Source organism: Pedobacter sp. JCM 36344 (assembly GCF_046546555.1).
In the GTDB taxonomy this organism is placed as follows: Bacteria; Bacteroidota; Bacteroidia; order Sphingobacteriales; family Sphingobacteriaceae; genus Pedobacter.
The window spans coordinates 263,083-282,376 of sequence record NZ_JBKHKK010000003.1 but is presented as its reverse complement, the minus strand read 5'-3'; the positions used below and the strand labels follow the sequence as shown (position 1 = coordinate 282,376).

Genomic DNA, 19,294 nt, shown 5'->3' with positions numbered 1-19,294 from the left:
TAAAGCAAATCTTTGCCTTTCAAGCGTTACATATCTTTTTCTCTTTTGCTGATTATCATAAACCCATTCCACTAATCAAAATGATTTTCCTATTTTTGATAATGAGTTTTTGATAATAAGAATAATATGAAAATAGGCTACGCAACGCTCCAGGTGACATTTGGATAGATTGGATAAAGCAATGGTTCCTTAACTTATGCCGGAAGCCGCATTTTCAACTGATCTATGATTTCTTCATCATCTTTTCGCTTAGCAGGAGGCCTGCCGAAGGCTCATCTGGAATGTCTCTCTGGCATATCCAACAAGCTCCCGTTTTTCGGCAGGCCCTAAAGCTTTTTTTCAATCACATCTTTAAGAACAGTAATCTGAAATGTCTGTTCAGCTACAATCTTTTTGTATTGTACCAGCTCCTTCTCCAGGTCTTTCAGTTGCTTAACCCGGGAAACCTCCATCCCAGAATACTTGCTTTTCCATTTGTAAAATGTCCCCTGACTAATGCCATGATCGCGGCAGATATCCGAAACTGATTTCCCTGATTCCTGTGAAGACAAAATCTTGATGATTTGTGGATCACTAAAATTGCTTTTTTTCATTACCCTAAATTTATTAAATACTACACTTATTTCTGTAGCTATTTTTTTTAGGGAAGATTGCAAACTTAGGAGAAAAACCTAAGGGCAAGGTTTATTAATACGTCAAAGAGCGATGCTGAACGCTTCACAGCGAACAACCAAGATTCCCATTTGATCAATCATGGTGCAATTGGAAATAAGGATAAGTGCTAGCAATAATCCTAAAGTGAATGGTGAATTGTGACTAAGAAGAGAGGAACGTTGTACATGTCAGCCTAAGGCTGATCATTTTCCAGATCATTTAATTTGATCTGTTAGTTTATTGTTTTTAGTTGCGTCGCGATCGGGAACTTTGTTATGCTGTTGTTAACGGCGATAGTAATCAGCTTCTAGTTAATGCGAATGGTGTTGATAATCTGATTAACAAGCCCCATTCAGGAACATTAGTATCTTATATTACAAGGTACGAATAATTAACGTAAGAAACAAATAATTTCATAATAATCACATATTAATTTTGTAATTATTATTTTAATTTAATTTATTTACTTTCATTATAAGAAACGACTATCATCGGCCCTCATTCCAAAAGTACTTTTACTAGCAGGCTGTGGTCTGAACAACTAGGAAACAACTAGGTAACTCAGAGCACACTCGTTGGGCAAAAGCATGCCTTTTCCCAACGAATGTGCTCTTTGCCCCCTGTTAGTACGCCGTTAGTGCAGTAGCAGGTGCAATTTGTATAGTCCTAGAATAGCTTTACACTAGTCCTGGAAAAACTTGACATCGTCCTAAATTGAACTTTACATGTCCTGGTTAAACGTTACATGCTAATTATTCCCTGGTATACCAATGGAATTTTGTTGTTGTTGAATTTTACGGTTCCATTTTTCTTTTCTGTAATTTTTCCAATTTTTGTTTAATTCTCCCTGCTTTTGGTGCGCTTGCAGAGGTGTTAGATACCCTAGGCTTGCATGTGGCGGAAATACCTCTAATGGATGGACCCTGGAAATTTAGAGGGTTGCCCGGCTTAATTTTGAAAGCAGAAGACGATCAAAAGCTCTTTTTCTATGAAGCAGTATGTATAGAGAAACCTGTAAGACCAATTCAAATATCATCGTTTGTTGATGAAAGGTTTACTAGATGTACCCTTGAACAGTATCAAAAAAAAAAGAAACAGCCTAAAACAATACAAGTCTATTTCAATGCGGGAATACTTCATATCACAAGGCCCCCTAGAGAGGGGGAGCTGCTACTTCAAGAAACAGAATAGTATTTCGACATTAATGTTAGTTGAAAAAAGATGGGTGTGATTCTACCACACCCATCAGAGATATTTACTCAGGATTTGAAAATTGATTATGTAGGGAAGTTTAGTTTCAAGTCGGCTGATAACCTTAAAATCTTATATCCGCTAGGATGGGTTTCATTGATATGTGGCCTTTAAAGCATAGAGAAGTTTCCTCAGCTAGTCATTAGAACGTGTCTTCTTACCAAAGTTTTACTATTTAACAACCACCTATTGAGTAACCTAGTGTCAGCTTTTAGGGAAGTTTACACGGTTGAGATAATTATTGATTATTGAAAATTGTTGACTAAAGAAGGTAACTTAGTACATAAATATCACTACCAGAGAATTTATAAATATTGGATTTAACAAAATTTGAAAACATTGTAAAGGGAATTCGCCGTCATTATCTAATATCTGATTCATCTATTGAGGAGCTTGTCGTGAATTTAAGTGAGGCACAGTACCCCAAAAACCATTTATTGACCCGGACTGGGGTAATGGACAATTATGTTTACTTCATAGAACAAGGTTGTACTCGTACCTTTTTTTGCACTGGTAACACTGAAGTAACCAACTGGTTTAGTAAAGAGGGGAACATAACTTTCTCTTCCAATTCATTGTATCACCAGCGTCCTGCGTTAGAAAATATTCAGCTTTTGGAGGATTCACTGCTGTACCTGTTGCCTATTAAAGCATTAAATAAACTATACGTAACCAATATAGAGATTGCTAACTGGTCACGTGTTATTCACCAGGAAGCACTTTTGAAGATACAGAACCTGCGTCTCGAACGGCTATCTCTATCAGCGAAAGAACGATATGAAAAGTTCATCATTGAGAGTCCAGATCTAGTTAGACGGGTGAATTTGGGCTTCATTGCTTCTTACCTAGGCATGACACAGCAACATCTGAGTAGTTTGCGAGCTGAGTTTCGATTTTAAGATACATTAAAATTTATAAGCTCCGACTTTCTTATTTTTGTCTTTTAGCCATCGCAAATGAAGACCGAAATCCAAAAATGCCTTGACGGGGAAATTTTTAACACCTCGGATTCCCAAATACAAAAGATCATTCAACGCACCCGGGGCTTGACTAAAGATTATAATAATCTGGTAAGTACCGATATTATAAGAAAAGAAGAGCTGTTAATAGAGCTTTTTGGAAGTATAGGCCGGAACGTTAATATTGACACCCCGTTTTATTGTGATTATGGAAGACATATATCGATTGGCCACAATGTCATTATAAATATCAATTGTACTTTCGTTGATTGCAACAAAATCGAAATTGGTAATAATGTATTAATTGCTTCGAATGTGCAGATTTATACAGCTACTCATCCTGTTGAGACCTATGAAAGGCTGGTTGAAAACTGGAAGGAAACAGATGAAATCCCTTATTTCCGGACATATGCCCTTCCTGTCGTAATAAGCGATAATGTGTGGATCGGTGGGGGCGTGATCATATTACCCGGGGTAATAATTGGAAAAAACTCTGTTATAGGGGCAGGAAGCGTGGTTACCCGTTCTATACCAGAAAACTCTGTTGCATTCGGTAACCCCTGCAAGGTAATTAGAGAAAACACTCTTAAATCTGACTAAATAAATTAAGTAAGAAATGAATAAAATTAAAGCCGTAATTTTTGATCTTGATGGTACATTAGGCAATACTTTACCATTGTGCATATCTGCATTTAGAAAGTCTATCGAGCCCCTGATAAATCACACCCTTTCAGACGAAGAAATTATAGAAACTTTTGGTCCATCGGAAGAAGGAACAATTATGGCACTGGCACCGCAATACTATGAAAAAGGTATTTCAAGCTACTTGGAATTTTACAGGGAGCTTCATTTAATGTGTCCTGCACCGTTTGATGGCATTATAGACCTGTTGATTGCTCTGAAAAATAAATCAGTTAGAATTGCGATGGTAACTGGTAAGGGAAAGCACAGTACTGATATTTCTTTAAAACAATTTGGTATTGTTCAGTATTTTGAGGCAATCGAGACGGGAATAGCTGCTGGGTCACGAAAAGCGGAAGGTATTCAAAACATTTTAGATCTGTTTAAGGACATACAGAAAAATGAAGTTATATACGTAGGTGATGCACCGAGCGATATCACGGCAAGTAAGCAAGTTGGCGTTCCTGTAGTGGCAGCAGCGTGGGCAGAAACAGCAGAGGCTGAAAAGCTAAAAGAATTACATCCGGATATGTTGTTTGATAATATCAGAGATTTCAGTCATTGGTTAACATTAAATATATGAACGGCGGGTTTTGATGTCAAAGGTGTTAGTATTGCAGCCATTAAAGACTAATGCACCTAATTATGATCTAGGATAGTATTTTTTAAGCCATATAGATACCTGAGCTTCAGGAATGTCATCCCATTCTCTTTTACCCGCAACCTTTTTAAAGTGTCCAACAAGTCGATAGGGTTCGTCATTAATAGAGTTATCAAAGAACTATCCTCGGTAAGCAATCTTTGCTGCTTCCTTTAGAAATTCCATAGAACGTAAATGTCGCTTTTCAATTCGATCGGCCGGAACATAATGACCGCCTCTTTAACCCTTAGTGCAACACGGTATTTATTAATTTCAGGAGATTTTGTCCCCACAAAATAAAAATAAATCTAATAGCCGTCTTCCACAGCCAATCGCATATCGTCTAATTTGATTCATGCGAAAATACAGTCTCAAATGAAAAACGCCGCTTAGCCTTTATAAAATCATGTCTGAGAAATCTTGCAATTTGCTGCGCCACACGATCTAAACTTTCTGCTACAGCCAAAGAAAGCTTGCGCTCAGTAATTTTAATGGAGTCACTAAATTGCGCTGCCGAAAAATCTCCACATAATAACCCGGACGTTTCACCAAACAGAATAAGATCCGCTAACTTACAATCCATCTCGTATGGATCAAAGGAGAATTTCCCTTTCTTCAAATTCTGCGCTATATTGTCTGCATTAATGTAAACCCCGACATCAAGTTTGACATTCTCATTTATTTCAGTTTCACGAATCCTTTTGATGACTGTACTTTTTCCTGAACCATTTGGATCGGCAAAAGCCCTGAGACGAAGTTGTGGTTTGATTTGTTCTGACAATAGATAAGTTCCTGTTTTATAATTAGTTATTATTAAAATTTACGTTGCTTTTTATATTTCCTTATTAACAAATGAATCTTTAACCTTAATATGAAAAATAAAAATCTTGTATGAAATCCTGCTGAGGCATATTGTTATAACATTTATGTGTATATTAGCCTGAAATTCACATTATGTTATAACATGAAAACTAATATCATAAACATAGGAAATAGCCAAGGAATTATACTCCCGTCAATACTATTAAGGCAATTGAAATTATCTAATAGATCTACTGTAGAACTTGAAATTAGTAATGGAAGTATTCTAATTAAACCAGAACCCCGCCAAGGATGGGCCGAAGCTGCAAAAATGATGAATGCTGCTGGAGATGACGATCTTCTTTTACCTGATCTCCCTAATGAATTTGAAAAAGAAGAATGGACATGGTAAAAATACATCAATATGAAGTTTTCTGGATTTCTTTAGATCCTTCATTAGGAAGCGAAATGGCAAAAACGCGACCATGTGTAGTGGTTAGTCCTGATGAAATGAATGAATTTTTAAAAACCTTAATCATCATCCCTATAACATCTACTATTAAAAGTTATCCTTGGCGTGTCTCTTGTACTATCTCTAATAAGCAGGGGTCAATAGCTACTGATCAAATAAAGGTGATAGATAGAGCTCGTATTGGCTATAAAATAGGGAAGCTTTCAAAAGGGGAGATCAACCTTTTGAAAGATGCTTTACATAAAATGTTAATCGATTAAGTTTTTATTCGAAAACACTTTATCACGAAATTTAAAAAACACATATAGAGACTATTAGAAAACGAAGGTATGCCACCTACTAATTTTCTTTTATTCAAAGTTGAATTGCAACAAAAGTCAGCGCTTTCAAAGATCAAACAAAGACTTCATTAAGAGCTGTCTGTACGCTTACTATTCAGATATTCAGCAATCGGGTTGGAAAACCACTATTTGGTCGCTTGAGTATTTTTTAGTAGAAATCCCTCTGGGAGATACTTTGTGTCCTCGAAGGGATTCGAACCCCCATCATCAGAACCGGAATCTGACATTCTATCCATTGAACTACGAAGACTATTAGCGCGCAAATATATAAAATAGATTGAACAAAAATTGTCAAGACGTTAGAGTTAGTAAATTCAGACCCATAACTGTACTAGCTTATTGATGTCATTCTTGAGATTTAGGCCTGGTTTGCCTTGCTGCAACCTTATTCTTTTTTAGCTACTATAGTTGGCATGAATTATCTTGTATTTTTATATAAACAATGCTCCTGAGGGATATAATGTCGAACCTGAAAATTTCTAGAGACACGATTACTTATGATCTAACAGTGAGTTCTCACGTACTTCAGGCAGTATTAATTAAAATCAAAGACAGTCTTGCCGGAAAAATCATCACACCTCAGGGTGACCTTGTAATTTCAGGAAAGAGAAGGATATTTTAGTTGCCTGCTAAAGCTTGATGTGTTGAAATTTCAAGGAAGCGTATACCGTTAATTAATCAAAGTAAATTACATTGTTTTCGCCATTTTTTCCTAATTGTGGAATGGTAATTGGGTTAAATTGCCTAAAATTGTAAACTCAAAATCTGCGTATGGAAGAAACCGTTGTTGAAGAAATCGAAAGTTTATTGGCATTAGCCGACGATGGACAATTGAAAATCTATCTTGATGATCTGAACATCTCAGACGTTGAGCACCTGATAGATGAACTTCCTCAACATGCGGTCAAATTCATAGATACACTTTCTGTCAAAAGAGCAGTCAATGTTTTCAGAATCCTGGATTTCCCTACTCAGGAAAAGATCATAAAAAAGCTACCGGGTGATAAGCTAGGGGAGTTGATCAATTTGCTTCCTCCGGATGACCGTACTTCTCTTTTTAGCGAACTTAAAGGTGACGCTGTTGCCAAACTAATTATTCTTCTACCTGCTAAAGATAGAGTAGAAGCCTTGTCTCTACTTGGATACGAAGAGGACAGTGTTGGGCGACTCATGACACCAGATTACGTAGCGGTGAAAAAGGATTGGACAGTCAGCCGTGTGCTTGCTCACATTAGGCAATATGGAAAGAACTCGGAGACCATTGACGTAATCTACGTGATTGATAAAGACGGTGTACTACTGGATGACATCAGGATTCGGGAAATTCTATTATCCGATCCTGAGGCTAAAATTGGTGACCTAACCGATCATCGTTTAATCGCCTTGAAAGCTGATGACCATCAGGAGGAGGCTATCAATGTCTTTAGAATGAATAATCGAGTGGCGCTACCTGTAGTGGATCAGCACAATGTACTGTTAGGTATCGTGACTGTCGATGATATTCTTTGGATTGCCAACGAAGAGTATACCGAGGACATGCACAAGATTGGAGGTACCCAGGCTTTAGATGAACCGTATTTGGATATGCCGATCTTCGGTCTTTTTAAAAAAAGAATAGGATGGCTTGTGGTGCTTTTTCTCGGTGAGATGCTTACTGCAACAGCAATGCAGCATTTTGAAGCAGATATAGCGAAGGCAGTGATACTTGCTATGTTTGTTCCATTGATTATATCCAGCGGAGGAAATAGCGGCTCTCAGGCTTCAACACTTATCATTCAGGCGATGGCTCTTGGCGAGATTACTGTAGGAGATTGGTGGCGCGTGATGCGGAGGGAGATTATTTCAGGACTGATGTTGGGAATTGTCCTTGGAACAATAGGCTTTCTTAGAATTCTAGCTTGGACATTCTTTACAGATATGTACGGGCCGCACTGGGCACTTATTGGTGTAACCGTTGGGGTTTCATTGGTTGGTGTAGTACTTTGGGGCTCGCTGGCGGGGTCTATGCTTCCCTTACTCCTTAAAAAACTAGGAGCCGATCCTGCTACGTCATCGGCTCCATTTGTTGCAACCCTGGTTGATGTAACAGGGTTGATTATATATTTTTCAGTGGCAGTTATGTTTCTTACCGGGGTACTGCTTTAAAACAGTTATACGTTAAATCTGAAGTGCATAATATCACCATCTTCAACAACATAGGTTTTACCTTCCACTCCAAGCTTACCAGCATCTTTACAAGCTGCCTCAGATCCTAATGCCACAAAGTCGTTGTATTTAATGACTTCTGCACGGATAAAACCTTTCTCAAAATCAGTATGGATCACACCAGCAGCTTGAGGAGCAGTGAATCCCTTAGTGATTGTCCAGGCCCTAACTTCTTGCACACCAGCGGTAAAATAAGTATAAAGATCCAGGAGACGATAAGCAGCAACTATGAGCTTATTTACACCTGATTCGGTCAATCCAAGATCTCCAAGAAACTCCTGACGCTCTTCATAACTTTCAAGCTCTGCAATCTCAGATTCAATCTTCGCAGAGATGACAAGAACCTCAGCATTTTCATCTTTAACAGCCTCTTTGACCCTGTCAACGTAAGCATTGCCATTGATCACAGAAGCTTCATCTACATTACACACATACATTACCGGCTTTTGAGTTAGCAGTCCCAAATCCTCAATGAAGTTGAAATCCTCCGCATTCACAGCTGCAGATCTTGCTGACAAGCCACTTTCTAAATGAGTTTTTATTACACTAAGTATGTCGAAGGTTCTTTTGGCATCTTTATCTGTCTTTGCCATTTTTTCTACCTTCTGGATACGCTTTGTAACCGTATCCAAATCTTTTAGCTGTAGCTCAGTGTCTATGATTTCTTTATCACGGATAGGATCAACAGATCCATCCACGTGAATTACATTTCCATCATCAAAGCAACGCAAAACATGAATAACTGCATTAGTTGTCCTGATATTTCCTAAGAATTGGTTTCCTAATCCTTCTCCTTTAGAGGCACCTTTAACCAAACCGGCGATGTCAACGATCTCAATTGTATTTGGTACCACACGATTCGGTTTAACCAATTCTTCCAACTTCGTAAGTCTGTCGTCCGGTACGGTGATCACACCAATATTTGGTTCGATAGTACAAAAAGGGAAGTTTGCAGCCTGAGCTTTTGCGTTAGATAAACAGTTAAATAAGGTGGATTTTCCAACATTTGGTAACCCAACTATACCACATTGTAATGCCATGTATGATTATTTTCTTGATTTGCCCGCAAAGGTATCAAATTTTTAAAAATAATCTTTATGTTTAGAAAACCGAAAACCTCAGGAATTTAGTCTACAATGGAAGAAAGATACGAAGATACAACAGATAAAAATCAACAGCCGGAACCCGTTTTATTAACCGTTACCGAAGACATTAGAAGTTTCATTTATGAGAGTTCTAAGTGGACAAAGTTCTTGTCTATCGTAGGATTTGTGTTTACCGGACTTATGATCGTGCTGTCTTTAAGTGTTGGGGCCATCATGTCATCAATGAACAACATGGTAGGCGCACAGAATAATCCTTATGCCGCATTGGGTAGTGGCTTTCTAACAGTTTTGCTCTTGATAAGTGCTGCCATTTACTTTTACCCAAGCTTTATCTTGTTCAAATTTAGTACTGCGGCCAAACAAGCCGTTCTTTATGGAGATCAGGAGAGTTTGAGTATAGCTATGGGGAAGATGAAATCCTTCTTTAAGTTTTGGGGAATCCTATTGATTGTATTACTTGGATTTTATGCATTGGCAATACTTTCCGCGATTGTTGCCGGAGTTGGTGCTGCGAGCATGGCTTAACGTTTGTATTGAAAAGTTTTTAGTTCCTTTTTCAATAAGCCTTCAAGATAAGGATTTATCAATCTTGCAACACTCATACCGAGAGCGCCAATAGGTGGCTGGTAGGAGAACACCACTTTTAATTTGGTGCCCAGGCCATACTCACTTTCAGCAAATGTTACGCGACCAACATGGTGTATCAGTGAATCAGGGGTAGAACTCCAACCAATTAATCTGCCTGGTTCATCTTTGACAATTTCAGTAGCCCAGTTTACAGAAAAGAATTTGCCTAAGATATTGGATTTCCAATGTGAGGTTTGTCCGTCTACAACATCTACGTCGAGCAAGTGTTTTAGGCTACCCGGTAGATTCTCCAGGTTTCTCCAGTAAGCATACACAAGTGCTGGAGGACTATCAATTTCAAATTCACCTCTGATGTTAATGGCCTTCGTTGTATGTGCATCTATTCCCAATTGCTCGTAGAGCATACACCTTCCGGTGACTCCCCGGTAAGTCAAATAAGCTCCGTATAAGAAGGGTGCTTTAAAGGGTCTTCTAATCCCTCTACCCAACAAAACACCGCCAAGAAACACAGAGAATAAGCGTTCCGATACACTTAGATTTTGATAATGTTCTTTTTCAACAGAGAAGTTCGCCGACCTAAGATTATGGTTGTGATGTTTTATTTCCATGATGGGTTAAGTTTTAATATGAAGAATAATTTTTATTTTAACAGTTTGCGTTATTATAAGTTTTATCATTTGCTTAAATTGTTATACTTTGGTTTACCAATAGTCGAATCGTTATGATGAAAAAGCTTTCTTTATTTACCCTTTCTTTACTTCTTGTTGCTGGGAGTTTATACGCACAAAAACTACCTAAGCCCTTTGGAGCGATCCCTAATAAATACCAGCTGGATTGGCAGGATATGGAATACTACATGTTTATCCATTTTGGCCCGAATACTTTTACCGATAAAGAATGGGGGCACGGCGATGAGGACCCGAAGGTATTCAATCCTAAAAAGCTGGATGCCCGACAATGGGCCCGTACAGCGAAAGCTGCCGGCATGAAAGCTATTATCATCACCGCAAAACACCATGATGGATTTTGCCTTTTCCCGAGTAAGTTCAGCACACATACGGTAAGAGAAAGTGCCTGGAAAGATGGTAAGGGAGATGTGCTTAAGGAGCTATCTGCTGCCTGCAAAGAATACGGTTTGAAGTTTGGTGTATATTTATCTCCTTGGGATAGAAACCATCCCGATTACGGAACGCCTAAATACAACGATATTTTCGCTAATACGCTAAATGAAGTTCATACACAGTATGGACCGATCTTCGAGCAATGGTTTGATGGTGCAAAAGGTGAGAATGAAAAGAAGCAGGATTACGATTTTCCTAAATTTTATGAGGTAGTAAGGAGAAATAACCCTCAGGCCGTCATCTTTAGTGATATCGGTCCTGATGCACGTTGGATGGGAAACGAAAATGGCGTAGCGGGTGAAACCAATTGGTCTACTTTAAATACCGATGGTTTTGGCGTTGGGGCCGATGCACCGCCTGCTAAGATTTTAAATTCTGGAAATAAAGATGGGAAGTATTGGATTCCAGCTGAGGTGGATGTTTCCATCAGGCCGGGATGGTTCTACAGTGCGGCGACTGATGATAAATTGAAAACTTTAAAGCAACTTGAATCTATATACAATACTTCTGTAGGCAGAAATGGTAATTTATTACTAAATGTGCCGGTAAACAGGGATGGCTTAATATATCCGGCTGACTCCACGAGACTGATGGAGCTAAGAAGATTCCTCGATGCTACTTATAAAACCAATCTCGCTAAAGGAAAGAAGATTATAACATTTCCTGCAACGGAGTCGGAGGTGATATCAAACCTTACAGATGGAAATAAGAATACCGTTTGGACAATTGAGGGTGGAGTGAAGAATGTTGATTTAACAATCGACCTGGGGAAACCGACTTCATTTAACCGCATTGTTCTGCAAGAGTACCTTGAACTTGGTCAGCGCGTCAAAGAGTTTTATATTTTATATTGGGATGGCAAGAAATACAGAAGCTTGGGAGATCACACCACGATTGGCCATAAGCGAATTCTTTCTTTCCCAACAATTACCAGCAGTAAGATCAAGATTGGATTTCCAGAGATACATGGAATAAATCCGGTGCTTTCTGAAATCGGGATTTACCGAGCACCGGATCTGTAGGCTAATGGTTATCAACAGCAACGCTACAATAGTTGATTATTTTATAAATAATTGAAAATTAATATGATCGGATAATAATTTGCTGTAACTTTGCGCAAATTTTATGAAGAAGATAATAGATTATAGGAAATTATTAGGTGTACAAAAAGATGCCGAGTTGAAAGAATTAAAGACCATTTATAGGAATTTAATGAAAGATTGGCATCCAGATAAGTTTCAGGACAGCGAGGAAGCTAAGGGAGATGCCGAAGTTAAAAGTAAGGAAATAATCGAAGCCTATCACTTTTTAGTTAGTATCGCTCCGGAGACTCTTGCACTTTCTAAAGAGGAGTATGATCAAACTACAGCCATGTGTGGTATCGCAGATTATAATTGGGCTGGTCTTATACTGACTGTTCAATTTCTAGATGGCAGCGCATATGAATATTTCGGGGTACCAAAACAAATTTATGTAAAACTAGTTAATGCAGATTCTCCCGGAAGATTTGCACGCAGACACATCTTTACATCTTTTCCTTATAGGAATATTGCTAAGCTAGCTACAGCCTAGATAATATGCTTTCCTTCATGATCAACCCGAAATAATTTTTGGTCATGAAGGAAGCCTCTTAAAACCTAAATTTTTCCGAAATGTTATAGGGTTGTAGATGTCACTCCGAGGTAGGCCTTAAATTCAGCAGCCTCAGCATATTCTTTGAAACTCTGAATGTCTTCACGGATCATCGTTTCGAAAACGCCATTGAATAGAGAAACGACCCCTCTACCTACGCTTCCTGCGGGCGGAAAGTAATCGATCTCTAGGTGAATCTCAGTTCCAGTGCCGTTTAATGTATCTCTAAACTCGATCTTTCCAGCATTCTCTATCATTGAATCTTCTAGTGATTGCCAGCCAATGTAGCTTCCCTCCTCCTCTCTGGTAATCTCGGCATTCCAAACAAGTTCAATCAGATTGCCCGGTGTGTTTGCGACCCAATGACTCTCAGTGCCGCTGATTTCATAAACACTTTTCAAATGCTTCATGAATTTAGGAAGGTTAGACAGCTCTCTCCAGAAGGAATATACTTTATCCCTCGGAGCATTTACTGTAATGGTTTCTGTAATGTTGATCGCCTCCGGATCAGAGGTGTCTTTGCCTAATTGTTTATAGATTGGACAAATACCTGTCGCGCCGCGGTACAATAAAAGGCCCCCCACAGCAACTCCATGTAAAGCTAGAAATGGATGATCAATAATGTTTTTTAAACTTTTATATAACAAATAAGAACCTGCTACTACAGATAGGGCTCGTTCTCCTTGGTCTATGTTTTCTTTTCCAGTGGGCTTAATGCTAAGCTCTTTAAGCCCAGTCACTACTTTTGCTGTCAATTCGTTTCTCATGTTTTTCGGGTATGTATGATAGGAACAATGGCGAAAACTTAAAGTTTAAACTTTCTTTAATTGGCTGGAAGAGCTCTAGGTCGTAGTAGCTTTTCACCTGTCATGTTTCTGTATTACTTCGACAATCGTACCTAGATAGCGTTTGCTTATCAGCTTTAATTGCTGTAAACCGGTAGATTATGATAATCCTAACAAGTTGTTTTAAATTTTCACAGACAAAATACCCAAAGAATGAACAGAAGCGAGTTTGGTATTTGCTATTTTGGTTATTTTTAATATTTTTAGGAAAACAATACAAACATTAAATTTATTATGAAAAACGGTACAGTAAAATTTTTTAACAGTGAAAAAGGATTTGGATTTATTAAAGAAGACGATGGTAGTGAAATTTTCGTTCATGTTTCTGGTTTAATCGACGAGATTCGTGAAAACGATGAAGTAGTTTACGAAGTTCAGGAAGGCAAAAAAGGCTTAAACGCTGTTAAAGTAAAGTTAGCTTAAGTATTTCCTCATAGTCAGGGTATGTACTAATTTGCCTAAATTTCCTAGCGTGTTTGCACTTTAAGGCTTAAATGCCTTCATAACAGGTTGGAAAATGGAGTCGGGAACGATGAATGTTGCACCATCGCCACTGAAAAAAAATGATACAATGATATTCACCTTGTAGGCTATATTAAGAATATCAACGATACCGCCTGTGGCAACGAAGTTGACCGTTTGATGAAGGTAGTTTGCTGCCGCAAGTCTGAAGAAACTTCTTTAAAAAGTAACTTTTGTAAAATTAAGTCAGCCAGAGATAGATATATAATAATCAGGTTGTTTTAAAAATGATTAGTTATTTTTTTCAAGGACAACTCTAGCTAAAAGTATACTGTGAATGATGCCGGATAGATTGAAATCGCTCTGTTAATGTCTTCGAGTGTAAACTTGTTTTTGCTAAGATTAGTAGATGCGCTGGAGCTCAATTGCGTATACGAAAGGTCTTTTGCTGTGGCAATGATACTATTTCTTTTAGAATAAGGTATCAATGTTCATAGCTATTAGGGAAATGGTATCCTTTAGCTTTTCAACCCTTTGATTACTATTGCGGTGACCATTAGTTGACCCACGTGTCTCATTGTGTGTTCCGCAGCATGCACTAAAAGTCCGATCACGGTTGATGGTAAACCCCCTCTACCCACGCCTCTATATTGCGTTAAAGTATCACCGTCTGTGGTCATTAGTTGTTCCATGGCGATGTCAACCTGGCGATTAAAGCGTTCTACCAAATCAATAACCTGATATCCATTAATCGAATCGCTACCCTCCTCGGCAAGTTGTTCAAACTGAAAGTTTGATAGCGGCTTGCCAATGGCATATGTAAAGACCCTATCCAATACTCCAGTTAAATGTTGCAAATGAAAGCCCACCGAGGCCATTCCTGCTGGGCGTACCCATAGTAGCTGCACCGGGTAACTATCCATGTATTCATTAATCTCTTCGCGTGCCTGTAGTAATGCATGAGCAACAGGTTGAAGCATTGGAATAATGTTAGGCAGAGGACCTCTTTGCCAAACTTCTAATTTTTGAGCCATGTTCGTTTACTTGATAGCGCAAATATGGGTATAAATGAATCTGCAGCCAATTTTTTTAACTCCAATACTCAGTAAGGCTGGTAATATTTGCGTCAGAAAAAATCGCTTAAGGCCCCAACATCAAACAGCTTGTTATATTTGCTAACGGTGTTAACCTATTATAAAAAACATGGGAATTGCAGAGCGGAAGATCAGACAGAAGGAGGAATTTAGAGCAAGTATTTTAGAGGCAGCATGGCTTCAGGTATTGGCAGAGGGATGGCAGTCGCTTTCCATTCGTAAAATTGCAGATGCGATAGAATATAGTGTTCCTGTAATTTACAGTCACTTTGAAAACAAGGAAGCGATTTTATTGGAATTCACTAAAGAGGGTTTTCAGAAGCTTTATGATGTTCTTCAAGAGGCGAAAGATCAACATCAAGGTTCGGCTAATCAATTAGAGTGCATTGCTCATGCGTATTGGAATTTTGCCTTTGATCACAAAGAATATTACCAGCTGATGTTTGGTCTCGGAATCCCAGCTTGTGATAGGGTAAACCAAATTACTGAAATGAAGGCCATGGCTATGGTAATGATTACGACAATTAAAGAAGCAATTGCTCAGAGTAAGACTCCAGATGCCAACTATTTTTTAAAATATCATACGTATTTGTCTATTCTGCACGGCCTGGTTTCCATACAAATGATCGAAAAGGAAGGAAAGCCCGGGGCGGATAAGAGAATGATTCTTCAGGATGCGATTTCGGGATTTATCCAATCTCTTTTTATCAAATAATTTAAAAATCGCTATGTTTACCTTGTTATAACGGAAATATATGAAGCAGCTATATAATACTAATTTCAATCACAGTACTTTAAACTTTATGTTCCTTGTATTGCGCTTAGCGATAGGTATTTTAATGCTTACTCATGGATACGACAAATTACAGTCGGCATTAGCAGGAGGGGAAATACAATTTATAGACCCGGTTGGTCTCGGACAAGCCGCTTCTCTTTATTTGGCTATCTTCGCAGAGGTTTTCTGCTCTATTCTTTTGATTCTTGGTTTTGCAACCAGGCTAGCTTCAATCCCATTGATTGTAACCATGCTCATTGCTGTTCTTGTTGCGCATGGCAGTGATCCTTTCGGAAAGAAAGAATTGGCTTTGCATTATCTAGTTGTATATGTTTTAATACTCGTTTGCGGTGCAGGAAAATATAGCGTTGATTATTTCATCAGTCGCAAATTTAGTAAGCGCAGGCGCTAGTCATATCATTAGCATGCTTATTGCGTTATAGGTATTATGAAAAGAGTTGTTATGTTTTTCCTGCTGGTAATAGCAGTTTCTGGTTGTGGCATAAATAAACAAGCCCAACAAATTAAGGCTTTAGAAAAGTGTACCTATAGAATAACCTCCGCGAATGAGATCACTATTGGAGGTACTGATGTCAAAAAATTATTTGCTGGTCAAGAGTTTAATCTTGCTAGTTTACCGGGTCTTGCGTTTGGTTTGCTTAGGCAAGATGTGCCTTTAAAAGCGCGCTTAAATCTGGAGGTAAAGAATCCTTCCGGCAATGATGCCGCTATCAATCAATTTGAATATAAAATTTTGATTAACAATGCAGATCTCGCCGAAGGCGTTGTCAACCAAGAGGTTAATGTGGCAGCGGGTCAATCTACAATTGTCCCTGTAAATATGATTGTAAATCTTTACCCATTTGTGTCGAACAATAAAGTTATGAATCAGATTGCTGAATTTGTAAAGGCTGGTAAAGATGGTAGTCCGGAGAAGAAAGGTTTACTTACACTCAAGATAAGACCAAGCATTAAAGTGGGCAACACCCTGGTAAAATATCCCGGATTCATCACGATAGATAAAGAAATAAGCAGTAAGATTCTCCTATAAGAACCGTCGTACTTTTGCATTATTGTTACGGATATAACTATAATTTCAATTAGGGATTCATGATTTTTGGTTAATTTCGAAAATCAAGATCCGAATATGAAATTTAAAATATACTTTTCTTTTGTCCTGTTCTTAAATCCTTTTTTATTGTGTGCTCAGCAAATGCAACAGTTGAATGCTGCTGAGATCAAACAGGGCCTTGAAAACTTAAATGTAACAGGAAGCGTGCTTTATATCGCTGCACACCCTGATGATGAAAATACTAGATTGCTGGCATATCTGGCAAAAGAAAAAAAAGTTAGGACAGGTTATTTATCATTAACAAGGGGAGACGGTGGCCAAAACTTAATTGGTAATGAGCAAGCTGAACTTCTCGGTTTGATTCGTACACAAGAGCTCCTGGCGGCAAGGAGAATAGATGGTGCAGAACAATTTTTTACACGTGCCAATGATTTCGGTTTTTCTAAAAATTCCGAGGAAAGCTTCAAAATCTGGAATAAGGCAAAGGTTTTAGCCGACGTTGTCTGGGTGATCAGGAAGTTTCAACCAGATGTGATCATTACTCGCTTTCCCGAAGATTCAAGGGCAGGGCATGGGCATCACTCCGGTTCTGCAATATTGGCTAGGGAGGCATTTTCTGCTGCCGCAGATCCAAAACAGTTTCCTGAACAGCTGTCATTCGTCAAACCTTGGCAAGCTAAACGAATCGTCTGGAATACTTTTAATTTTGGAGGTACGAATACAACTTCAGACGATCAACTTAAAATTGATGTTGGAGGTTACAATGCGCTGTTGGGAAAAAGCTATGGGGAAATTGCGGCAGAAAGCAGATCTAATCATAGAAGTCAGGGTTTTGGCTCTTCCAGACAAAGAGGTGGAGGTCTAGAGTTTTTTAGTTCTACTGCTGGCGATAAGGCGGGAAAGGATCTGTTTGAAGGTATTGATTTTACGTTGGGAAGAAGTGAAGGATACGCTGATGTCCAAAGGCTGCTGAATGAGATCAACTCAGAATACCAAGTGTCAGATCCTGCTAAATCAATTCCCAAACTACTGACATTAAAGCAATTGGTAAAGGATAAGGCTTTCAAAAAGGACTTGCTGGATAATTTGATTCTCGCTTGTGCAGGAATATGGCTCGAAGGCGCCGCCGTTAACCCTTCTTATGCTTTAAACGAGCCGGTGAGAGTCAGACTTCAGGCGATCTCCAGAGCCGGGAAATCTTTTGGATTACCGATTTCGGTGACCGAGATAACTACCGGAACATTGCTGGATTTGCAGCCGAATCAATTGGCCTCGAAAGAAGTAAACATTGCAGGTTCTGATAGACTCACCCAGCCTTATTGGTTGGAAAGTCCGCACGTATTGGGTACTTATACAGTCGATTCATTGGCCAACATTGGACTTGCAGAAAATCCGATTGGATTAAGTATAATGTTTAAAATCACAATAGGCGACCAGGAAATTTTGAAGCGCATGCCTGTGGTTTATAAATACACCGATCAGGTGAGAGGGGAATTGTATCAGCCGTTGGTAATTGCACCACCTGTAACGGCTACGATCACAGAAAAAGCCTTTATATTTAATGGCAATCAACCAAAAGTGATCAGTATTCAATTAAAGTGTTTTAAGGATAACGCAACAGGTACCGTGAAGCCGAATCTACCTGCCGAATGGAAATCATCGCCGGAAAATTTAACTTTCAAGCTAGCGAAAAAGGGTGATGAACAGCTATTGACCTTTTCGGTAACACCTTATGGAAGCATCAATGGTGGAAAGATCCTATTAGATGTTATTGTTGATGGTAGGAAATATAATTATGGTCTTCGGATCATTGATTACGATCATATTCCAGAGCAGACATTATTTCCTCGTGCAGAGGCGGGAGTTGAAAAGGTTGATCTGAAGCTGGCAGGTAAGCGGCTTGGATATATTGCCGGAGCAGGGGATCTAATTCCACAATCTTTAAAACAAATTGGTTACGATGTAATTAATTTGACAGAGGATCAGGTAATGAACTCTGATCTTTCAGGATACGATGCAATCATAACTGGAATTAGGTTTTATAATGTAAATGAGCAAGTAAAAAGCATCCAACCTAAGCTCATGAAATACGTTGAAAATGGAGGGGTCCTATTGGTCCAGTATAACGTTAATTCGCCGCTGAAGATCGATAATCTTGGCCCATATCCATTCAGATTAAGTCGGGATCGGGTAACTGAAGAAGATGCAAAGGTAACGATACTCGCCCCTGATAATTCTGCATTTAATTATCCTAACAAAATTACTCTGAAAGATTTTGATGGTTGGATTCAGGAGCGGGGTTTATACTTTGTGACAGACGTGGATCAACACTATACTCCGTTAATAAGTATCAACGACACAGCTGAAAGGGAGAATAATGGAGCTTTAATAGTGGCCAATTATGGAAAGGGGAAGTACGTTTATACCGGCATATCATTTTTCAGGCAGCTACCTGCTGGTGTTCCGGGGGCATATCGTTTGTTTGTGAATTTAATTTCTGCAGGTAAATAACGGAATGGAGAAGCTGCAATATAGAAAGTATTATATTCTTTTGATCTGCTGGTTAGTATTCCTCGTGTTGATTTTTTATGCTTT

The 19,294-nt window shown here is 38.7% G+C and carries 22 protein-coding genes, 1 tRNA gene and 1 pseudogene; 16 read left to right on the top strand and 8 right to left on the bottom strand.

The genetic code is table 11. From position 1 onward, the window contains the following. Window positions 1-326: 326 nt before the first annotated feature. The gene (gene tnpA / locus ACHFIZ_RS04810) at window positions 327-593 is read right to left on the bottom strand and encodes an IS66 family insertion sequence element accessory protein TnpA (RefSeq protein ID WP_410883389.1); all 267 of its coding nucleotides are present in this window, start codon (window positions 591-593) and stop codon (window positions 327-329) included. A 973-nt stretch (window positions 594-1,566) separates the two neighbouring features. Between tnpA and ACHFIZ_RS04805 the strand changes: the two genes are divergently transcribed. The 4 genes from ACHFIZ_RS04805 (at window position 1,567) to ACHFIZ_RS04790 (ending at window position 4,128) form a co-directional block, all read left to right on the top strand. Then, window positions 1,567-1,845, top strand: coding sequence for a GLPGLI family protein (locus ACHFIZ_RS04805; protein ID WP_410883519.1), 279 nt, complete (start codon window positions 1,567-1,569; stop codon window positions 1,843-1,845). 458 nt (window positions 1,846-2,303) lie between these two features. Further along, window positions 2,304-2,804, top strand: coding sequence for a Crp/Fnr family transcriptional regulator (locus ACHFIZ_RS04800; RefSeq protein ID WP_410883517.1), 501 nt, complete (start codon window positions 2,304-2,306; stop codon window positions 2,802-2,804). A gap of 57 nt (window positions 2,805-2,861) precedes the next feature. Further along, window positions 2,862-3,464, top strand: coding sequence for a sugar O-acetyltransferase (locus ACHFIZ_RS04795; RefSeq protein ID WP_410883387.1), 603 nt, complete (start codon window positions 2,862-2,864; stop codon window positions 3,462-3,464). A gap of 16 nt (window positions 3,465-3,480) precedes the next feature. Then, window positions 3,481-4,128 carry an HAD family hydrolase gene (locus tag ACHFIZ_RS04790; RefSeq protein WP_410883385.1) on the top strand — a complete coding sequence of 216 codons (648 nt, stop codon included), beginning with the start codon at window positions 3,481-3,483 and terminating at the stop codon, window positions 4,126-4,128. Between the two features lie 400 nt (window positions 4,129-4,528). Here the strand turns inward: ACHFIZ_RS04790 and ACHFIZ_RS04785 are convergent, their stop codons facing one another. Further along, complete coding sequence (locus tag ACHFIZ_RS04785) at window positions 4,529-4,966, bottom strand: hypothetical protein (protein ID WP_410883383.1); 438 nt, start codon at window positions 4,964-4,966, stop codon at window positions 4,529-4,531. 183 nt (window positions 4,967-5,149) lie between these two features. Between ACHFIZ_RS04785 and ACHFIZ_RS04780 the strand changes: the two genes are divergently transcribed. Continuing rightward, window positions 5,150-5,398 carry an AbrB/MazE/SpoVT family DNA-binding domain-containing protein gene (locus tag ACHFIZ_RS04780; protein ID WP_410883381.1) on the top strand — a complete coding sequence of 83 codons (249 nt, stop codon included), beginning with the start codon at window positions 5,150-5,152 and terminating at the stop codon, window positions 5,396-5,398. Then, entirely contained in the window at window positions 5,392-5,718 is a 327-nt protein-coding gene (locus ACHFIZ_RS04775; RefSeq protein ID WP_410883379.1) for a type II toxin-antitoxin system PemK/MazF family toxin, read from the top strand. Before ACHFIZ_RS04780 ends, ACHFIZ_RS04775 begins: the two co-directional genes overlap by 7 nt. A gap of 259 nt (window positions 5,719-5,977) precedes the next feature. On the opposite strand, the gene ACHFIZ_RS04770 is transcribed toward ACHFIZ_RS04775, so the two are convergent. Beyond that, window positions 5,978-6,049, bottom strand: a tRNA-Arg gene (locus ACHFIZ_RS04770). Window positions 6,050-6,259: 210 nt separating this feature from the next. On the opposite strand from ACHFIZ_RS04770, the gene ACHFIZ_RS04765 reads away from it, so the two are divergent. Beyond that, on the top strand, window positions 6,260-6,421 hold the full coding sequence (locus ACHFIZ_RS04765) for a hypothetical protein (RefSeq protein WP_410883377.1): 162 nt from the start codon (window positions 6,260-6,262) through the stop codon (window positions 6,419-6,421). A 149-nt stretch (window positions 6,422-6,570) separates the two neighbouring features. Next, the gene (gene mgtE, locus ACHFIZ_RS04760) at window positions 6,571-7,944 is read left to right on the top strand and encodes a magnesium transporter (protein WP_410883375.1); all 1,374 of its coding nucleotides are present in this window, start codon (window positions 6,571-6,573) and stop codon (window positions 7,942-7,944) included. A gap of 5 nt (window positions 7,945-7,949) precedes the next feature. Here mgtE and ychF read toward each other — a convergent pair whose 3' ends face one another. Further along, a complete protein-coding gene (gene ychF, locus ACHFIZ_RS04755; RefSeq protein WP_410883373.1) occupies window positions 7,950-9,044 on the bottom strand; it encodes a redox-regulated ATPase YchF in 1,095 nt (364 codons plus the stop codon). 96 nt (window positions 9,045-9,140) lie between these two features. Here ychF and ACHFIZ_RS04750 point away from each other — a divergent pair, with 96 nt between their 5' ends. After that, window positions 9,141-9,635 carry a hypothetical protein gene (locus ACHFIZ_RS04750; RefSeq protein ID WP_410883371.1) on the top strand — a complete coding sequence of 165 codons (495 nt, stop codon included), beginning with the start codon at window positions 9,141-9,143 and terminating at the stop codon, window positions 9,633-9,635. On the opposite strand, the gene ACHFIZ_RS04745 is transcribed toward ACHFIZ_RS04750, so the two are convergent. Further along, window positions 9,632-10,306 carry an SRPBCC family protein gene (locus ACHFIZ_RS04745; protein ID WP_410883369.1) on the bottom strand — a complete coding sequence of 225 codons (675 nt, stop codon included), beginning with the start codon at window positions 10,304-10,306 and terminating at the stop codon, window positions 9,632-9,634. The genes ACHFIZ_RS04750 and ACHFIZ_RS04745 overlap by 4 nt on opposite strands. Before the next feature lie 113 nt (window positions 10,307-10,419). Between ACHFIZ_RS04745 and ACHFIZ_RS04740 the strand changes: the two genes are divergently transcribed. Together ACHFIZ_RS04740 and ACHFIZ_RS04735 are read left to right on the top strand one after the other, a co-directional pair. After that, the gene (locus ACHFIZ_RS04740) at window positions 10,420-11,841 is read left to right on the top strand and encodes an alpha-L-fucosidase (protein ID WP_410883367.1); all 1,422 of its coding nucleotides are present in this window, start codon (window positions 10,420-10,422) and stop codon (window positions 11,839-11,841) included. Between the two features lie 103 nt (window positions 11,842-11,944). After that, window positions 11,945-12,391: a KTSC domain-containing protein gene (locus ACHFIZ_RS04735; RefSeq protein ID WP_410883365.1), complete on the top strand. Its 447-nt coding sequence runs from the start codon at window positions 11,945-11,947 to the stop codon at window positions 12,389-12,391. A gap of 83 nt (window positions 12,392-12,474) precedes the next feature. Here ACHFIZ_RS04735 and ACHFIZ_RS04730 read toward each other — a convergent pair whose 3' ends face one another. Next, on the bottom strand, window positions 12,475-13,218 hold the full coding sequence (locus ACHFIZ_RS04730) for an SRPBCC family protein (RefSeq protein ID WP_410883363.1): 744 nt from the start codon (window positions 13,216-13,218) through the stop codon (window positions 12,475-12,477). Between the two features lie 312 nt (window positions 13,219-13,530). Here ACHFIZ_RS04730 and ACHFIZ_RS04725 point away from each other — a divergent pair, with 312 nt between their 5' ends. After that, the gene (locus ACHFIZ_RS04725; RefSeq protein WP_410883361.1) at window positions 13,531-13,719 is read left to right on the top strand and encodes a cold-shock protein; all 189 of its coding nucleotides are present in this window, start codon (window positions 13,531-13,533) and stop codon (window positions 13,717-13,719) included. A 60-nt stretch (window positions 13,720-13,779) separates the two neighbouring features. Here ACHFIZ_RS04725 and ACHFIZ_RS04720 read toward each other — a convergent pair. Continuing rightward, a pseudogene (locus ACHFIZ_RS04720) lies at window positions 13,780-13,941 on the bottom strand (DUF3095 family protein); the annotation flags it as partial. Between the two features lie 335 nt (window positions 13,942-14,276). Continuing rightward, entirely contained in the window at window positions 14,277-14,792 is a 516-nt protein-coding gene (locus ACHFIZ_RS04715; protein ID WP_410883359.1) for a DinB family protein, read from the bottom strand. A gap of 169 nt (window positions 14,793-14,961) precedes the next feature. Between ACHFIZ_RS04715 and ACHFIZ_RS04710 the strand changes: the two genes are divergently transcribed. The 4 genes from ACHFIZ_RS04710 (at window position 14,962) to ACHFIZ_RS04695 (ending at window position 19,210) form a co-directional block, all read left to right on the top strand. Beyond that, complete coding sequence (locus tag ACHFIZ_RS04710; RefSeq protein ID WP_410883357.1) at window positions 14,962-15,567, top strand: TetR/AcrR family transcriptional regulator; 606 nt, start codon at window positions 14,962-14,964, stop codon at window positions 15,565-15,567. Window positions 15,568-15,607: 40 nt separating this feature from the next. Further along, a complete protein-coding gene (locus tag ACHFIZ_RS04705; protein WP_410883356.1) occupies window positions 15,608-16,039 on the top strand; it encodes a DoxX family protein in 432 nt (143 codons plus the stop codon). A gap of 36 nt (window positions 16,040-16,075) precedes the next feature. After that, window positions 16,076-16,678 (top strand): hypothetical protein, encoded by a 603-nt coding sequence (locus tag ACHFIZ_RS04700; protein WP_410883354.1) that lies wholly within the window; start codon window positions 16,076-16,078, stop codon window positions 16,676-16,678. Between the two features lie 96 nt (window positions 16,679-16,774). Beyond that, on the top strand, window positions 16,775-19,210 hold the full coding sequence (locus ACHFIZ_RS04695) for a PIG-L family deacetylase (RefSeq protein ID WP_410883353.1): 2,436 nt from the start codon (window positions 16,775-16,777) through the stop codon (window positions 19,208-19,210). The last annotated feature ends 84 nt before the right edge of the window (window positions 19,211-19,294 follow it).

Coding starts and splice junctions, on each gene's coding strand:
- tnpA (WP_410883389.1), bottom strand. CDS start 593: ATGAAAAAAAGCAATTTTAGTGATCCACAAATCATCAAGATTTTGTCT.
- ACHFIZ_RS04805 (WP_410883519.1), top strand. CDS start 1,567: ATGGATGGACCCTGGAAATTTAGAGGGTTGCCCGGCTTAATTTTGAAA.
- ACHFIZ_RS04795 (WP_410883387.1), top strand. CDS start 2,862: ATGAAGACCGAAATCCAAAAATGCCTTGACGGGGAAATTTTTAACACC.
- ACHFIZ_RS04790 (WP_410883385.1), top strand. CDS start 3,481: ATGAATAAAATTAAAGCCGTAATTTTTGATCTTGATGGTACATTAGGC.
- ACHFIZ_RS04780 (WP_410883381.1), top strand. CDS start 5,150: ATGAAAACTAATATCATAAACATAGGAAATAGCCAAGGAATTATACTC.
- ACHFIZ_RS04775 (WP_410883379.1), top strand. CDS start 5,392: ATGGTAAAAATACATCAATATGAAGTTTTCTGGATTTCTTTAGATCCT.
- ACHFIZ_RS04765 (WP_410883377.1), top strand. CDS start 6,260: ATGTCGAACCTGAAAATTTCTAGAGACACGATTACTTATGATCTAACA.
- mgtE (WP_410883375.1), top strand. CDS start 6,571: ATGGAAGAAACCGTTGTTGAAGAAATCGAAAGTTTATTGGCATTAGCC.
- ychF (WP_410883373.1), bottom strand. CDS start 9,044: ATGGCATTACAATGTGGTATAGTTGGGTTACCAAATGTTGGAAAATCC.
- ACHFIZ_RS04750 (WP_410883371.1), top strand. CDS start 9,141: ATGGAAGAAAGATACGAAGATACAACAGATAAAAATCAACAGCCGGAA.
- ACHFIZ_RS04745 (WP_410883369.1), bottom strand. CDS start 10,306: ATGGAAATAAAACATCACAACCATAATCTTAGGTCGGCGAACTTCTCT.
- ACHFIZ_RS04740 (WP_410883367.1), top strand. CDS start 10,420: ATGATGAAAAAGCTTTCTTTATTTACCCTTTCTTTACTTCTTGTTGCT.
- ACHFIZ_RS04735 (WP_410883365.1), top strand. CDS start 11,945: ATGAAGAAGATAATAGATTATAGGAAATTATTAGGTGTACAAAAAGAT.
- ACHFIZ_RS04730 (WP_410883363.1), bottom strand. CDS start 13,218: ATGAGAAACGAATTGACAGCAAAAGTAGTGACTGGGCTTAAAGAGCTT.
- ACHFIZ_RS04725 (WP_410883361.1), top strand. CDS start 13,531: ATGAAAAACGGTACAGTAAAATTTTTTAACAGTGAAAAAGGATTTGGA.
- ACHFIZ_RS04715 (WP_410883359.1), bottom strand. CDS start 14,792: ATGGCTCAAAAATTAGAAGTTTGGCAAAGAGGTCCTCTGCCTAACATT.
- ACHFIZ_RS04710 (WP_410883357.1), top strand. CDS start 14,962: ATGGGAATTGCAGAGCGGAAGATCAGACAGAAGGAGGAATTTAGAGCA.
- ACHFIZ_RS04705 (WP_410883356.1), top strand. CDS start 15,608: ATGAAGCAGCTATATAATACTAATTTCAATCACAGTACTTTAAACTTT.
- ACHFIZ_RS04700 (WP_410883354.1), top strand. CDS start 16,076: ATGAAAAGAGTTGTTATGTTTTTCCTGCTGGTAATAGCAGTTTCTGGT.
- ACHFIZ_RS04695 (WP_410883353.1), top strand. CDS start 16,775: ATGAAATTTAAAATATACTTTTCTTTTGTCCTGTTCTTAAATCCTTTT.